We start from the raw sequence: 15520 nt of genomic DNA, 5'->3' as shown, positions 1-15520 counted from the left end.
GCGGGGCCAGGTTTTCGCTGACCCTAACAATCTTATCGGGACGGAATTTCGATCGGCGACTGTTGTGGCGTCTCGTCGCGGATTTTCTGTGCCGCTTCAAGCGCGTCTGCTTCGGCCTTGGCAACGGCGTCGGCTTTGGCCTGCAATTCGTCCAGACGCTGTGGAGTCAGCTGTTGCAACTGGGCAACCAGCTTCTGCACCATGTCGCTGCGCATTTCGGTACGCACCTGGCCCGCTTCGAGGTCGGAGCCGATCAGGTTGTTGCCGTCGTGCACGTAGATCTTGTCGACTGTGACCTTGTTGTAGGTCAACTGACGATCCTTGCTGCCATTGATCTGGTATTCCAGTGTGTTGGTCAGTGCGTATTCGGTCGAACGGCCCGACCCGCTGGAGCTCGCCGCTCGCTGGGTTTCCTGTTCATTAAGGATCACCAGCTTGTAAGGCGCGCCCTTGTAGACCTTCACGCCGTTACCTTCAAGGGTCTGCACCAGCTGCTTGACGGTTTTACCGTAAGCATCACGTGCGCTGACGTCGAGTTCTTTAACGGACAGTTCGGAACTGCCGGTGCCACGCAGCTGGAAGCCACAGGCGCTCAACAGTACGGCGAGGCCCATCACCAGCAAATTGCGTTTGATCATCTTGATGCTCCCGTTGAATCCGTTTGGGCCGACACTGCGTCCCCTGGAAATATGTTCGGCGCCCTGGTGCTCACCAGGGCGCCTGATCCACTCAGCTTGCGACGATGTTGACCAGCTTGCCAGGTACGACGATCACTTTGCGGATCGTCAGCCCATCAATGAAGCGCAGCACGTTTTCATTGATGCGGGCAGCGGCCTCGACTTCTTCGCGTGTGGCGCTGGCTGGCATTTCAATGTGTCCGCGCAGCTTGCCGTTAACCTGAATGACCAGCTGCAGTGTGTCCTGGATCAGTGCGGTTTGATCCAGCACTGGCCAACCCGCATCGATTACTGGTGTAGCGTGGCCCAGCTGGTTCCACAGCTCGTGGCTGATGTGCGGTGTGATCGGTGCCAGCAGCAGGGCGACGGTTTCGAGCCCTTCCTGCAACAGAGCGCGATCCTGAGCCGAAGCCTGAGGGGCTTTTTCCAGCACGTTCATCAGCGTCATGACCTGAGCAATGGCGGTGTTGAATTTGTGGTGCTGACCGACATCCTGGCTGGCCTGCTTGATAGCCTGGTGGATGGCGCGGCGGATGACTTTCTGTTCGTCATTCAGGGTCGCGATATCCAGTGCCCCGGGCAGGCCTTGCGTCACGTGGCTCTGAGCCAGACGCCATACGCGGCGCAGGAAACGGTGCGAGCCTTCAACGCCCGAGTCGGACCATTCCAGGCTCATGTCAGGTGGCGAAGCGAACATCATGAACAGACGGCAGGTGTCTGCGCCGTACTGATCAATCATCGACTGAGGGTCGACGCCGTTGTTCTTGGACTTGGCCATCTTCTCGGTGCCGCCGATCTCGACCGGCAAGCCGTCGCTGATCAGTTTGGCGCCGACAATCTTGGCTTTGCTGTCGCGTTCAAGCTCGACGTCAGCCGGGTTGAACCAGGTCTTGCTGCCGTTGGCTTCAAGACGGTAATAGGTTTCAGCGATGACCATGCCCTGGGTCAGCAGGTTCTTGAACGGTTCGTTCGAGGTCACCAGGCCTTCATCACGCATCAGCTTGTGGAAGAAGCGCGCGTAGAGCAGGTGCAGGATCGCGTGTTCGATGCCGCCGATGTATTGATCGACCGGCAGCCAGTGGTTGGCCGCTTTCGGATCAACCATGCCGCCCTCATAGTGAGGCGAGGCATAGCGTGCGAAATACCAGGACGATTCCACGAAGGTGTCCATGGTGTCGGTCTCACGCTTGGCCGGTGCGCCGCATTTAGGGCAGCTGCACTCGTAGAATTCAGGCATGCGCGCCAATGGCGAGCCCGCGCCGTCCGGCACGACGTCTTCTGGCAGCACGACCGGCAATTGATCTTCCGGAACCGGCACATCACCGCAGGTATCGCAATGCACGATCGGGATCGGGCAGCCCCAGTAGCGCTGACGGCTGATGCCCCAGTCGCGCAGGCGGAACTGGGTGCGTGACTGGCCAAGGTTCTTCTTGGTCAGGGCCGCTTCCATGGCGTCGAATGCGCCTGCGAAGTCCAGGCCGTCGAACTCGCCGGAATTGATCAGCGTGCCATATTCGTTGTACGCGGCTTGCCATGGCGCCGGTGTCTCATCGCCAGCGCTGGTGCGTACGACCGGTTTGATCGGCAGGTTGTACTTAACCGCAAATTCGAAGTCACGCTCGTCGTGTGCCGGTACCGCCATTACCGCGCCATCGCCGTAATGCATCAGTACGTAGTTAGCGACCCAGACCGGCAGCTTTTCGCCGGTCAGCGGGTGCTCGACGAACAGCGAAGTCGGCAGGCCTTTTTTCTCTTGGGTGGCGACGTCCGCTTCCGCGACGCTGCCGCTTTTGCAGGCGTCGATGAAGGCTTGCAGCTCAGGATCCTTCTGTGCGGCCAGGGTTGCCAACGGGTGTTCGGCAGCCACGGCAACGTAAGTCGCGCCCATCAGGGTGTCGGCCCGGGTGGTGAAGACTTTCAGTGCACCAGCTTCACCAATGGAAGCCTGGTCGTACGGGAACTGCACTTCCATGCCGCGGGATTTGCCAATCCAGTTGCGCTGCATGGTTTTGACCTGCTCGGGCCAGCCCGGCAGTTCGTCGAGACTCTCCAGCAGTTCATCCGCGTAGGCGGTGATCTTGAAGTAGTACATCGGAATTTCGCGTTTCTCGATGACTGCGCCGGAACGCCAGCCGCGGCCATCGATCACTTGCTCGTTGGCCAGAACGGTCTGGTCGACCGGGTCCCAGTTCACGGTGCCGTTCTTGCGGTAAATCACGCCTTTTTCGAACAGGCGCGTGAACAGCCACTGTTCCCAGCGATAGTAATCAGGCTTGCAGGTGGTGACTTCCCGTGACCAATCGACCGCGAGACCCAGGCTGCGCAGCTGGGTCTTCATGTAGGCGATGTTTTCGTAAGTCCACTTGGCTGGCGCGACGTTGTTTTTCATCGCGGCGTTTTCCGCAGGCATGCCGAATGCGTCCCAGCCCATTGGCTGCAGCACGTTCTTGCCTTGCATACGCTGGTAGCGGGCGATCACGTCACCAATGGTGTAGTTGCGCACGTGACCCATGTGCAGCTTGCCGCTAGGGTAAGGAAACATCGACAGGCAATAGTAAGTCTCCTTGCCTGGCTGTTCACTGACTTCAAAAGACTTTTGCTCGTCCCAAAAGGTTTGGGCGGCGGCTTCGATTTCGCGGGGCTGATAGAGTTCGTGCATGGCTACTTTTTACTAAAGATTGGTGACCCTTGACCCCTTCGTGGCATCGCCGAGTCAGGTCGGCACCGCTTGCCGGACAATGAGACTGCCTGTGCGGTGCGTTCCAGCTCAAGGGAGCGGAAGTGGAATTACAGGAAGCGCCGTAGCATACATGAGCGCTGACTATCGAGGGAAACGCTGATTGCTGGGCTGATCACTGCAAAGAGCCTGCTCAGCGGCTCGCGGCCGCCGTTTGTCGCTGCAATGCACCGGTTTTGACAGCAGCGCTAAGCTCATTGGAGAGGGTATGTTTATCTTCGATGAGGTGAGCGGATGACAGAGCTGCAGCACACAGCAACAAATCCTGAGGTGTATGAACGTTTGATAAATCGTCTGGGGCTTGCCCTGGAAACCGCAAGCGTAGCAATCAGGTTGCGTGACGAGTTGCCTGAGGAGCTGGAATTGCGCGGCTTGAGCCGAGCCGAGTTCGATTTTATTGAGGCTTATCTGAACAAGGGTGCCGTCGTGGCCGATGGCGATCTTAACCGTGCCGAGCCAAAGGGCAGTTCCAATGTGTCGCGAGAGTCCGCCGAGGCGGTGCCAATGTTGTCGCGTTCAGCCAAGGTTATCTGGCTGAAGGATCGAAAACGCTGCGCTACGTCGGCAAAGTTGAGTCGCCACAGCTCAAGTAATCTTTTCAAGCGATAACCGCCACAGGCTCCGTGCCTGTTTCATAAGCATTGTTGCTTAGCATCAAACATTTTAGGCTTCGGGCATCCTTGGAGATGCCTGATGCCTATTCGCTACTTCCTCAAGACCCTGTTACTGCCTCCCGGTATTTTTTTCGTGCTCCTGCTGCTGGCGTTTTCCGTGCGCCGCGCGCGGCCTCGGCTCGCGGTGGCTTGCTTCGCGCTGGGGTTGGGCGGGCTTTGGCTAATGAGTCTGCCCGTGGTGGTCGAGTCAGCGGCCCGGGGCATTGAAACGATTCCGCCGCTGCCCCGGAGTGAGTGGGTAACCCTTTCTCAGCGAGCCGACGCTATCGTAATCCTGGGGTCCGGACGTGAGCGCAATGACCCGAGCTGGGGTGCTGATATCCCCACCGGTGTCGCCCTTGAGCGAATGCGCTATGCGGCACGGCTGGCAAAGGCATCAGGCCTGCCGATTCTGACCACGGGTGGGCTGCATTACGGCGAGCCACCCAGCGAGGCGGCGATCATGGCGGAGTCGTTGCAAAACGATTTTGGCGTTGAAGTCCGCTGGCAGGAAGGTCTGAGCCGCACCACTTGGGAAAACGCCACGATGACTGCCGCGATACTTCAGCCGCTGGGTATCAAGCGGGTGGTGCTGGTGACTCAGGGCTGGCACATGCCGCGCTCGAGATGGAGTTTTGAAAAGGCGGGCTTCAGCGTGGTCAGCGCCCCGGTGGGCTTTCTCGGCGTAGACAACGCCCGCGTGTTCGGCGGCTGGCTGCCGGAGAGTCGGGCGATGTGGCAGAGCGGGCAGTTGCTCAATGAAGCGGCGGGGTTGCTGGTTTATCCGTGGGTTTATCCCTAGGAAGCGCTGAAATACATCCCTGTGGGAGCGGTGCTTGCCCGCGATAAGGGCGCTGCGATTCTGCAGGAAAATCACCTAAACCTTATCGCGGGCAAGCACCGCTCCCACGGGGGGCATGCGTAACCCTAAACCGTCTTGGATATCCGGCTCGCCACCAGCGCCCAGCCGATCAGCAGTACGCAGACAAACACCATCGGCCAGGAGCGCCAGCGCAGGTAAGGGGTCAGTTCGTGCATGGGCACTACCTCGCCATACATCACGCCGCGTTCGAATTGCGGGATGCGGGTGGTGATTTTGCCGAAGGGGTCGATCAGTGCAGTGACACCGTTGTTGGTGGCACGGATCATCCAGCGGCCGGCTTCGAGGGCACGCATCTGGGCCATTTGCAGATGCTGCAACGGGCCGATCGAGGTGCCAAACCAGGTGTCGTTGCTGACTGTCAGCAACAGCTCACTTTGCGCCGACAACCCGGCAGCGAACTCCGGATAAACCACTTCATAGCAAATGAACGGTGCAATCTGGTAGCCCTTGGCTTGTAGCATCGCCTGATCGCTTGGACCGCGAGCGAAATCAGACATCGGCAAGTCGAAGAAGGCGATCAGGCCGCGCAGCAGATCTTGCAACGGCACGTATTCGCCGAATGGCACCAGCTTCTGCTTCATGTAGGTGCCATCGCCTTCGCCCACCACGGTGATGGCGTTGTAATAACGGTATTCACCGCGCCCACTCAACTCACGCAACGGCACACCGGTAATCAGCGCCGATCCCCGCTCGGCAGCGAACTGGCTCATCATTTTCAGATAGCCCTCAGCGGACTCCTTGAGCACCGGCACGGCGGTTTCCGGCCAGATGATCAGGTCCGCCTGCTGTGAGCGGAAGGTCATGTCGCGGTACAGCGCCAGTTGTGCGTTGAGCTGCTGCGGGTCCCACTTCATCTGCTGCTCGATGTTGCCTTGAATCGCAGCGACCTTCAGGGGGGCGCCAGCGGGGGATGTCCAGGCGTAGCTTTTTAGCGTCAGGCTGAAGATCCAGGGCGCGAACAGCAGCACCACGCCAATCGCCAGAAACGATTTGCGTGCCCGCAGCTTTGGCAGGTTGCACAACAGTGCAGCAGTCAGCGCCAGGGTGAAGGAGATCAGCCACATCCCACCGATGGGGGCGAGGGCGGAAAGCGGGCCGTCGAGCTGGCTATAGCCGGAGTACAGCCACGGGAAGCCGGTGAGGAACCAGCCCCGAAACGCTTCCTGAACCAGCCACAGCGCAGCGAACGCCAAGGCATCTGCCAGCGGGGCTTCATTGCGGCGAATCCAGCGGGCCCACAACCAGGCGGGCAGGGCGAAGAACCAGGCGATGCACGCGATGAACAGCAGCATGAGAAAGCCTGCCAGGAATACCGATGCGCCACCGAAATTGTGAATGCTGACGTAGATCCAGCTGGTACCGGCGCCGAACAGGCCGAAACCGAAGCACCAGCCCCGACCCAGTGCCTGACGGGGACTGAGGTCGCGCAAGCCAAGATAGAACAGCCCCAGGGCCACCAGCGCCAGCGGCCAGATGTCGAATGGGGCGAGGGCGAAGGTGGTCAGCGCGCCAGCCACCACGGCCAGCAAGTTACCGGGCCAGCCGGGGGTGGTGATCCAGCGCATCTACATTCCTTAAAGCTGGGCTACGTTAGGTGCTTGAGTCAGGTGCTTGGTTATGCGCGTGAGACAGGGCTCAGACGCAGCAGGTGAATCCGGCGGCTGTCCGCGTTGAGAATCCGGAAACGATACTCACCGATTACGGTGATTTCGTTACGCTTGGGCAGATGCCCGAACGCACTCATCACCAGCCCGCCAACGGTATCGAACTCGTCATCGGAGAACTCGCTGTCGAAAAACTCGTTGAAGCTGTCGATGGGCGTCAGCGCCTTGACCAGGAAGTCACCGCTGGGCAGCGGTTTGATGTAGCTGTCTTCCTCGACATCATGCTCGTCTTCGATGTCGCCGACGATTTGCTCCAGTACGTCTTCAATGGTTACCAGGCCCGCAACACCACCGTATTCGTCGATGACGATGGCCATGTGGTTATGGTTGGCGCGGAACTCGCGCAGCAGCACGTTCAAGCGCTTGGATTCAGGCACGAACGTGGCGGGGCGCAGAAGGTTCTTGATATCGCCGTCACCGCCGTCTTCCTTGAGAATCAAGGGCAGCAGATCCTTGGCCAGCAGCACGCCGAGCACGTCATCGTGGCTTTCGCCGATCACCGGATAGCGCGAGTGGGCCGCGTCGATCACTGCGGGGAGGAACTCCCGTGGGGTTTGCGAGGCCTTGATGCTGATCATCTGCGAGCGCGGGACCATGATGTCCCGGACTTGCAGGTCAGCCACCTGAATGGCGCCTTCGACGATGGCCAGCGCTTCGCTGTCCAGTAGCTTGTTCTGATGGGCTTCGCGCAGCAGCTCAAGCAGCTCCTGGCGGTTTTTCGGCTCATGGGCAAAAGCCTGGGTGAGCTTACCCAGCCATGACTTTTGCCCGTTGCTCGATCGATCTTCGCTCATAGCCCTTACTCGTTGTCCTTGCTGGGTGTTTCTGAATGTGGATGTTCTTCGCTATCGTCGTCTGCATAGGGATCGGGATAGCCCAACTCCCCAAGCAACGTTCGTTCCAGCGCTTCCATTTCTTCGGCTTCTTCATCGTCGATATGGTCGAAACCCAACAGATGAAGGCAGCCATGAATAACCATGTGCGCCCAATGGGCGTCGAGTGCCTTGCCTTGTTCCTGTGCTTCGCGGGCGATGACTGGAGCGCAGATCACCAGATCGCCGAGCAGCGGGATGTCCAACATATCGTCGGGAACATCCGCAGGGAACGACAGCACATTGGTTGCGTAATCTTTGTGTCGCCAAGTGTGATTCAGCTCGCGGCCTTCGGTTTCATCCACCAGCCGGATGGTCAGCTCCGAATCGGCACTGCGCATGCGCAAGCCCATTTCGCACCAGAGGCGGAACTGGGCTTCGCTGGGTACGCTTGCTTCACTCGCCAGTTGCAAGTCCAGCTCAAGCATCGCGGCGGTATTCCCGTGACGAGTTGGCGGAAGCTGGCGGGTCGTCGCTGAAGCGATCTTCGAAACGCTCGTAGGCCTCGACAATGCGCTGCACCAACGGGTGGCGAACCACATCCTTGGGCTTGAAGTGCGTAAAGCTGATGCCCGGCACGTCCTTGAGCACATCGATGACATGAGTCAGGCCAGACTTGGTGCCTTTAGGCAGGTCGACCTGGGTGATGTCACCGGTGATCACGGCGGTGGAGCCGAAGCCGATCCGGGTCAGGAACATCTTCATTTGCTCAACGGTTGTGTTCTGGCTTTCGTCGAGAATGATGAAGCTGTTGTTCAGTGTGCGACCGCGCATGTAGGCAAGCGGCGCCACTTCGATGACCTGTTTTTCGATCAGTTTGGCGACGTATTCGAAGCCGAGCATTTCGTACAGGGCGTCGTACAGCGGGCGCAGGTACGGGTCGATCTTCTGGGCCAGATCGCCTGGCAGGAAGCCGAGTTTTTCACCCGCTTCGACCGCCGGACGCACCAACAAGATGCGGCGGATCTGTTCACGCTCCAGCGCGTCAACTGCGCAAGCCACTGCAAGATAGGTCTTGCCGGTGCCCGCAGGGCCGATGCCGAAGTTGATGTCGTTGCCGAGAATCTCTTTGACATAGCGCTGCTGATTCAGGCCGCGAGGGCGAATCATGCCTTTTTTGGTGCGCAGTGCCACGCCAGGATCGGCGGCAGGATGATTGTCCAGCTCTTCAACGCCTGATTCCTGAAGGAACAGGTGGACCATATCCGGCGACAGCTCCGTACTCTTGGTTTCCCGGTACAGGCGGCGCAGCAGATTTTCGGCCGAAGTGGTTTGTTTGGGATCGCCAATCAGCTCGAACTGGTTTCCGCGATTGCGGATTTCGATGTTCAGGCGCTGTTCGATGAGGCGCAGATTCTCATCCAGCTGCCCGCACAGATTTGCGAAGCGATAGGCCTCGAAGGGTTCGAGGGTAAAACGAAGTGGTTCGACTTGTACGTTCAAGGTCGTTTTTAGCCGCCCTGGGGCAATTAAGGTAAACGAAGGATAAACCCTGTGACCAGTGTGCGAAAGCTTTGACTTGATAAAGGTTGCTGAGCGTTCGGGCATCTAACTATGTGGGAGCGGTGCTTGCCCGCGATAAGGCTGGACGCGACTGGCCGGATATCCGCGTCGACCTTATCGCGGGCAAGCACCGCTCCCACATCAAATCGCATCCATTCACCGATTTATTTTTTGTTCGAGAAGGTCCGTTTTACTGCAACAACGACCCACGCAACGAGTGCGGCTGGGCATCATCGATGTGCACATCGGCGAATTGGCCGATCAGCTTGGGGTTGTCGCAGCGGAAATTGACGATCCGGTTGTTCTCGGTGCGACCCTGCAACTCGCCTGGGTCTTTCTTGGAATAATCGGTCACCAGAATTCGCTGGGTGCTGCCGACCATTTGTCGGCTGATCTCGAAACCCTGCTGATTCAGACGATGTTGCAGCGCTGCCAGGCGTTCTTTCTTCAGCGCTTCCGGAGTTTCGTCTTTGAGATCGGCGGCTGGCGTGCCAGGACGCGGGCTGTAGACGAACGAGAAGGAGAAGTCGAAACCCACGTCCTCAATCAGCTTCATGGTGTTTTCGAAATCTTTTTCGGTTTCGCCGGGGAAACCGACGATGAAGTCCGAACTGATGCTGATCCCCGGTACCGCGGCTTTCAGCTTGCGCAGCCGGGACTTGTACTCGAGGGTGGTGTGATTACGCTTCATCGCCGCGAGAATTCGGTCCGAACCCGATTGCACCGGCAAGTGAAGGTGTTTGACCAGTTCCGGCACTTCGGCGTGGGCCTGGATCAGGCTATCGGAAAACTCCAGCGGGTGCGAAGTGGTGTAGCGGATCCGGTCGATACCGTCCACGGCGGCCACAACGCGGATCAGGTCGGCAAGATCAGCAGGGCGGCCGTCGGAAGTCGTGGCGCGGTATCCATTGACGTTCTGGCCCAGCAGCGTCACTTCCCGCACGCCGTTTTCGGCCAGGTGGATGACTTCGGCGACCACATCGTCGAACGGCCGGCTGACTTCTTCGCCACGGGTATAAGGCACCACGCAGAAGGTGCAATATTTGCTGCAGCCTTCCATCACCGACACATAAGCGCTCGGACCATCGACGCGAGGCTCAGGCAGGTGGTCGAATTTTTCGATTTCCGGGAACGATACATCGACCTGCGGCAGACGGGTTATGCGTGCGGCGTCGATCATTTCCGGCAGGCGGTGCAGGGTCTGCGGGCCGAAGACCACGTCGACGTAAGGGGCGCGATCACGAATCGCAGCGCCTTCTTGACTGGCCACGCAACCCCCGACCGCAATCACCATTTCCGGATTGGCCAGTTTCAGTTCGCGCCAGCGGCCGAGTTGGGAATAGACCCGATCCTGAGCGCGCTCGCGGATCGAGCAGGTGTTGAGCAGGATGACGTCGGCATCTTCCGCACGAGCGGTGACTTCCAGGGCTTGATGTTCGCCCAGCAGATCGACCATGCGCGAGCTGTCGTACTCGTTCATCTGGCAACCGTGGGTTTCGATATAAAGCTTCTTGGCCATGCGTCCGTCATCAGGTGGTTCAAAGAACCGCGCATTATAGTGGCGTGGGTCGCTGGTTCCTAGCGTCGTCTATCGAACGGGCATGCTATAGTTCGCGCCCTCTTTTAAGCCCCCGATTCTTACCCGCCCTTTATGACCAAACGCGAAGCTCCAATCTACAAGGTGATTTTCCTCAACCAGGGCCAGGTGTTCGAGATGTACGCCAAGCAGATCTATCAGAGCGATCTGTGGGGTTTCCTGGAAGTGGAAGAATTCGTGTTCGGTGAGCGCACGACAGTCGTCGTAGATCCAAGTGAGGAAAAACTCAAGGCGCAGTTCGAAGGCGTGGTGCGCAGTTTCGTGCCGATGCATTCGATCGTGCGCATCGACGAAGTCGAGCGGGTCGGTACACCGAAAATCAGCGAAGCCCGTGGCACCAGCAACGTGATGCCGTTTCCGATGCCGATGACGGATAAGTAATTCTCCCGCCATCCGCGATTAGACTCACCAGCTTTTAGTCACTGCTGGTCCAGCTGCTGCACCTCGGCAAACCGTGACGCCAGGTTCTGACTGGGTCGTTTCCCGCGCAAGTTTTTCACGGCTTGGCTCAGCCGTACCAATTCAGCGCTGGGTTTGGCCCATTGCTCGGGCGGTAGCGGTTCCGACCAGCGTTGCATGGCGTCCGGTATCACTGCGCGGCCAATGCTTTTGATCCGGCGGATCTCCCATTCGGTTAGGTAGTTGGGCAGGGTCCATAGAGTCAGCACGTGGTACAGGTACCACCAGAACGGATAGAAGAAACCCACTTCACGATTCTTGCGTCGCCTGCGCATGCGCTCTCGGGCGTTGTAGAACGTATGCAGTCCTTCATGAGGCGGGTCGCAGGGGTTTTGCAGCTCCAGTGGGTCCTGGATTTCCTTGAGGCTGTGCACCTCATATTCCATGTACGCGCGAATCGCCTCCCAATTGCACACCGCCAAATCAAATCCGGCGCAGAAAAACTCCAGGCTGTAATGCTCATCATGAGGCGGGTGGTAAAACCCCACGCCCATGGCGTAGCGGATATCCAGGCCGTACTGGGTCACGCTTCTGGCCTCTATCACCCAGGCGGATAGCGACTCCCATGGCACGAAGATAGGCTCGGTATGGCCACGGGGGACGAAGCAGACCTCACGGCGCTGGCGATTGAAGCGGGTGGGGACGACTTCTTTGTATTTGAGGAGGTGGTGGAAGGTTACACCAAGGAAAATGGTGAGGGCTGCTGCTGCGGCCCAGCTTCCTATCTCGAGCCCCTGAGGAACAAGCTCTAGGAAGTAGGTGGAGGCGAGGTTTAATCCGCCCCCGTCTATAGCGGTAAGAAACCATACGAACAAAGGGGCGACCAATCCAAAGTGCCAAATTGCCCAGAAAGGTCCTCCTAGCGTCATCTGCCATCCAAATACTGCGGGCAGACCTACGCCGAAATCCAGATATGTGTCGGTTACTTCTCCGACAGCATGTCCATAATCCTGAGCAGGTAAGTCGGTGGGGAGCGGTAATGGGGCAAGATAAGTAACCTGACCCGTAGGAAAAACCTCCTGCATCCCAGCATAAGGGGCGTGGTTTATAGGCGGCGGTCCTGCCATCTCTGTTGTCATATTATTTTTTCACCTCGGGCATGAGGTCTGGATTGATTTTGAAGTACTCGCATTGCTCTCCCGGCTGACGCTGTGCCGGTAGGAGCGAACTTGTTCGCGAGGCGGTATTGCGAACGACGTGGTGCTGGCGCTTTGCCGACACGATTGCGTCCACCGGATGGACGTTTCTCAGGTTCATTTGGCGATACCTGGATCCGCCTGCTGCACCTCGGCAAAGCGTGACGCAAGATTCAGACTGGGCCGTTTCTCACACAAGGTTTTCACGGCTTGGCTCAGCCGTACCAGTTCAGCGCTGGGTTTGGCCCATTGCTCGGGCGGTAGCGGTTCTGACCAGTTTTGCATGGCGTCCGGTATTACCGCGCGACCGATGCTTTTAATGCGGCGGATCTCCCATTCGGTGAGGTAGTTGGGCAGGGTCCACAGGGTCAGCACGTGGTACAGGTACCACCAGAACGGATAGAAGAATCCCACCTCGCGATTTTCGCGTCGCCTGCGCATGCGCTCTCGGGCGTTGTAGAACGTATGCAGTCCTTCATGAGGCGGGTCGCCGGGGTTTTGCAGCTCCAGCGGGTCCTGGATTTCCTTGAGGCTGTGCACCTCGTATTCCATGTACGCGCGAATCGCCTCCCAGTTGCACACCGCCAGATCAAACCCCGCGCAGAAAAACTCCAGACTGTAATGCTCGTCGTGGGGCGGATGATAAAAACCCACGCCCATGGCGTAGCGGATATCCAGGCCGTACTGCGTCACGCTTCTGGCCTCTACGACCCAGGCGGATAGCGACTCCCAAGGTACGAAGATGGGCTCGGTGTGACCGCGCGGGACGAAGCAGACCTCACGGCGCTGGCGATTGAAGCGGGTGGGGACGACTTCTTTGTATTTGAGGAGGTGGTGGAAGGTGATGCCGAGGTACATGGTGAGAGTGACGGCGGCGGCCCAAGCTCCCATTTCCAAGGTGTAAGGCATTAGTTGAAGCGCGAATTCAACAGCCTCACCTATCGTGCTTCCAAATGTCATTGCCAGGAACCACATAAGAGCAGGCGCAAAAAAACCGAAAAACCAGATAGCCCAGAATGGCCCGCCCAGCGTCATCTGCCAGCCAAAAACGGCAGGCATGCCGACCCCGAAGTCCATGTAGGTTTCGTTCAGTTCTCCGACAGCATGCCCATAATCCTGCGCCGGTAAACCGGTGGGTAAGGGGACGGGGGCCAGATACGTAACCTGACCGGTCGGGAAAGTCTCCTGCATGCCAGCATGAGGGGCGTGATTGATCGGCGGCGGGCCTGCAATCTCCTTGGTCATGTTATTTCTTCACCGCAGGCATGAGGTCTGGACTGATCTTGAAGTACTCGCATTGTTCTCCCGGTGGATCGAGGTCCACAGCCGGGAAGTCGCCGCTTTCGCCCAACACCGGAAAGCGCACCTCATACACATTGGCTTCGTGTTGCCCTGTCGAAATGATGGGGCCCAGCTGAATTGAGAGCACGATGTCGGTATGACTGATGTGGTCCGCTCTGATAAGCCCGCGCACGTCGTCCAACTCCACAATCAGAGGATTGAGCTGTTTGATGTACAAACGGTCCTCCAGCGCTTCGTCCAAAGGCCTCCAGCGCTCCGGCGTTCGGTCCCGCCCCGTTTGCTCACGAACGACCTGATAGCCACCGATATTGAGCACGGCAGCGCTGGCATGACTTCCGACAGGTTTGGTCAGCTCGGCAGCGTACAGCGTTGGGAAATGCAGCATGAACTGCCGAGGTGCGTTATCGCCGCCCATTATGATTTGCATCCGAGGGGCCTGGTAATGCGCGCGGAGTTCTTTGAGGAAATGCTCAAGAGGTAATGAAGCACATAGGTCAGAATCCTGCCCTTGGCCCCATGGCGTGCTCAACAACCACCGATCATGGCGGCTGAGATTATTGCGGTTGTAGTACCAACTACCGGACAGCTCCAAGGCAGTCAGCAAAATCCCTGCGACGTTGAAGCGAAAAAATACCGTGGACAGGCGTGTACCGGCTGCAGCCCATGCAGCAAATCGGGCGGGAGAATTACGTGTAGTAGCCAATACGTTTTTGAAGGCGATACCTGTTTGAAACGCGCCGTAGCTGTTGCTTGCCAAGAAACCGCTATTGCCCACCATGCTGAGTGCGGCTCCAATCTGCGCATCGCTGTTACCGTTGCGAACTGAGTCTTGCCAACTTTTATGGGAGTTTTTAAGGCCCATAGCGGCAGCGATCATGCCCGCAACGTAGCCACCAATCCCAAGGCCAATATGTAACTTCCCCATTTGCACATGGACACCCAGTAGCTCAGCTTTCTTCAGGTTTTTCGCCAGCTCTGCTGCATGGGCACCGAGTGCGGTATCCGCTATACCCTGTGCCGCGCCAAATCCTGCTGCTATGGTCGCGGCAATCGGGGTAAGCAAGGGTTTCAGATCTCTAGATGCCTTCGGCTGCGATAAAACCTCCCCGCTCACCACCACCAAATTCACCACCTGCGCCGCAAACACCAACAATCCAGCCCCATCCCCCAACAATCCGGCCTTGGGCGCCACCGTTACACCCTTGCGATAACTCTCCAGCACCGACCGAATCTCACGATGCTGTTGTTCCGGAAACACCAGCGCCAAACCCGGCTTACCGGATGAAGCCGTTTGCAAGTGCGTTGAATCACTGGGCAGATCAGCCACCGGGCTCATGGCCCTGGCCAGTTGTTGTTCCAGTTCGGTCAATGCCTGCTGGGTCGTTTGGCGTTGTTCCTTGATGAAATTTGCATCGGCGGTCCGGTGCCAGGTCGGGTCCTTTGCTTTGTGGCGGCGGGCGTAGTGAGTCAGGGAGAGCAGGTAGTCACGTTTTTCCTGCACCCCCAGGACGGTCTTGCCAAGGTGTTGCAGGTCTTCGGCGCTGGCGACCTGGAACGTCACGTTCTCTCGCCGAGCCGCATCAAGGATCGCCACGCCCGCGGCGTTGGGCAGACTGCGAAACAGCGCCTCCATGTCCGGCAACTGACCTTTTTCCATCTGCTGCAAAAAGCCCTGCACCGCTTGTTGGATGCCTGTCTGCAACGCGGGAGCCAGAGTGCCCCACGCGGCGTTGACATTGACTTGGGTGGACGGCGACAAGCGTCCGATGTCGAGCACCAGGCCAGCACCCCATTGTTTAAGGCGCCCCATCCACTCGGAGGCATTCTTGATCAATAACCAGCCCGCATTGACGAAGACGGCGAACTGCACGCTCAGTTCGGTCTGCGCACTCAGCGGCGCGGCGTAGAACATCGGCCTGGACATGGCCGGGTTGTGGTTGAGCCAGCTCAGCACGAAATCAACGGCTCTGTCGCTGCGGCATATGTCTTTCAGGCAGGCGTATTCGGTGAGCAGGGCGTGGTCGACTTGCTCGCTGT

12 protein-coding genes and 1 pseudogene are annotated in these 15520 nt (G+C 58.4%); 3 read left to right on the top strand and 10 right to left on the bottom strand.

Annotated elements, in window-relative coordinates; genetic code table 11:
• Positions 1 to 32 precede the first annotated feature (32 nt).
• Both lptE and leuS read right to left on the bottom strand, forming a co-directional pair.
• On the bottom strand, positions 33 to 638 hold the full coding sequence (lptE, locus tag IV01_RS20590) for an LPS assembly lipoprotein LptE (RefSeq protein WP_032626372.1): 606 nt from the start codon (positions 636 to 638) through the stop codon (positions 33 to 35).
• A 91-nt stretch (positions 639 to 729) separates the two neighbouring features.
• A complete protein-coding gene (gene leuS, locus IV01_RS20595) occupies positions 730 to 3336 on the bottom strand; it encodes a leucine--tRNA ligase (protein WP_032626370.1) in 2607 nt (868 codons plus the stop codon).
• Between the two features lie 312 nt (positions 3337 to 3648).
• Here leuS and IV01_RS20600 point away from each other — a divergent pair, with 312 nt between their 5' ends.
• Together IV01_RS20600 and IV01_RS20605 are read left to right on the top strand one after the other, a co-directional pair.
• Positions 3649 to 4023, top strand: coding sequence for a hypothetical protein (locus tag IV01_RS20600; RefSeq protein ID WP_032626369.1), 375 nt, complete (start codon positions 3649 to 3651; stop codon positions 4021 to 4023).
• An 84-nt stretch (positions 4024 to 4107) separates the two neighbouring features.
• Positions 4108 to 4869 carry a YdcF family protein gene (locus IV01_RS20605; RefSeq protein ID WP_032626367.1) on the top strand — a complete coding sequence of 254 codons (762 nt, stop codon included), beginning with the start codon at positions 4108 to 4110 and terminating at the stop codon, positions 4867 to 4869.
• 125 nt (positions 4870 to 4994) lie between these two features.
• On the opposite strand, the gene lnt is transcribed toward IV01_RS20605, so the two are convergent.
• The 5 genes from lnt to miaB all read right to left on the bottom strand — a co-directional run bounded on the left by lnt (position 4995) and on the right by miaB (position 10508).
• Entirely contained in the window at positions 4995 to 6515 is a 1521-nt protein-coding gene (lnt, locus tag IV01_RS20610) for an apolipoprotein N-acyltransferase (RefSeq protein ID WP_032626365.1), read from the bottom strand.
• A 50-nt stretch (positions 6516 to 6565) separates the two neighbouring features.
• Positions 6566 to 7408, bottom strand: a complete 843-nt coding sequence (locus IV01_RS20615) for an HlyC/CorC family transporter (RefSeq protein ID WP_032626363.1) — start codon at positions 7406 to 7408, stop codon at positions 6566 to 6568.
• A 5-nt stretch (positions 7409 to 7413) separates the two neighbouring features.
• Positions 7414 to 7914: an rRNA maturation RNase YbeY gene (gene ybeY, locus IV01_RS20620; protein WP_032626361.1), complete on the bottom strand. Its 501-nt coding sequence runs from the start codon at positions 7912 to 7914 to the stop codon at positions 7414 to 7416.
• A complete protein-coding gene (locus tag IV01_RS20625) occupies positions 7907 to 8929 on the bottom strand; it encodes a PhoH family protein (protein WP_032626359.1) in 1023 nt (340 codons plus the stop codon). The genes ybeY and IV01_RS20625 overlap by 8 nt, the downstream gene beginning before the upstream one ends.
• 250 nt (positions 8930 to 9179) lie before the next feature.
• Positions 9180 to 10508 carry a tRNA (N6-isopentenyl adenosine(37)-C2)-methylthiotransferase MiaB gene (miaB, locus tag IV01_RS20630; protein WP_032626357.1) on the bottom strand — a complete coding sequence of 443 codons (1329 nt, stop codon included), beginning with the start codon at positions 10506 to 10508 and terminating at the stop codon, positions 9180 to 9182.
• A gap of 132 nt (positions 10509 to 10640) precedes the next feature.
• On the opposite strand from miaB, the gene IV01_RS20635 reads away from it, so the two are divergent.
• Positions 10641 to 10967 (top strand): DUF1820 family protein, encoded by a 327-nt coding sequence (locus IV01_RS20635; protein ID WP_032626355.1) that lies wholly within the window; start codon positions 10641 to 10643, stop codon positions 10965 to 10967.
• A 38-nt stretch (positions 10968 to 11005) separates the two neighbouring features.
• Here the strand turns inward: IV01_RS20635 and IV01_RS26990 are convergent, their stop codons facing one another.
• From IV01_RS26990 to IV01_RS26830, 3 genes and pseudogenes are all read right to left on the bottom strand, one after another.
• Positions 11006 to 11572, bottom strand: coding sequence for a hypothetical protein (locus tag IV01_RS26990; RefSeq protein WP_229636088.1), 567 nt, complete (start codon positions 11570 to 11572; stop codon positions 11006 to 11008).
• A 726-nt stretch (positions 11573 to 12298) separates the two neighbouring features.
• Complete coding sequence (locus tag IV01_RS20645) at positions 12299 to 13426, bottom strand: hypothetical protein (protein ID WP_032626353.1); 1128 nt, start codon at positions 13424 to 13426, stop codon at positions 12299 to 12301.
• Between the two features lies 1 nt (position 13427).
• Positions 13428 to 15520, bottom strand: a pseudogene (locus tag IV01_RS26830) (hypothetical protein); the annotation flags it as partial.

It is taken from the genome of Pseudomonas syringae, assembly GCF_000737245.1.
Lineage (GTDB): Bacteria > Pseudomonadota > Gammaproteobacteria > Pseudomonadales > Pseudomonadaceae > Aquipseudomonas > Aquipseudomonas syringae_J.
Note: the sequence above shows the minus strand (reverse complement) of the source record. Positions and strands in the feature narration are given on the sequence as shown.

Bases quoted from the DNA above. Each gene is read 5' to 3' on its own strand.
- lptE (WP_032626372.1), bottom strand. From the start codon at position 638: ATGATCAAACGCAATTTGCTGGTGATGGGCCTCGCCGTACTGTTGAGC.
- leuS (WP_032626370.1), bottom strand. From the start codon at position 3,336: ATGCACGAACTCTATCAGCCCCGCGAAATCGAAGCCGCCGCCCAAACC.
- IV01_RS20600 (WP_032626369.1), top strand. From the start codon at position 3,649: ATGACAGAGCTGCAGCACACAGCAACAAATCCTGAGGTGTATGAACGT.
- IV01_RS20605 (WP_032626367.1), top strand. From the start codon at position 4,108: ATGCCTATTCGCTACTTCCTCAAGACCCTGTTACTGCCTCCCGGTATT.
- lnt (WP_032626365.1), bottom strand. From the start codon at position 6,515: ATGCGCTGGATCACCACCCCCGGCTGGCCCGGTAACTTGCTGGCCGTG.
- IV01_RS20615 (WP_032626363.1), bottom strand. From the start codon at position 7,408: ATGAGCGAAGATCGATCGAGCAACGGGCAAAAGTCATGGCTGGGTAAG.
- ybeY (WP_032626361.1), bottom strand. From the start codon at position 7,914: ATGCTTGAGCTGGACTTGCAACTGGCGAGTGAAGCAAGCGTACCCAGC.
- miaB (WP_032626357.1), bottom strand. From the start codon at position 10,508: ATGGCCAAGAAGCTTTATATCGAAACCCACGGTTGCCAGATGAACGAG.
- IV01_RS20635 (WP_032626355.1), top strand. From the start codon at position 10,641: ATGACCAAACGCGAAGCTCCAATCTACAAGGTGATTTTCCTCAACCAG.
- IV01_RS20645 (WP_032626353.1), bottom strand. From the start codon at position 13,426: ATGACCAAGGAGATTGCAGGCCCGCCGCCGATCAATCACGCCCCTCAT.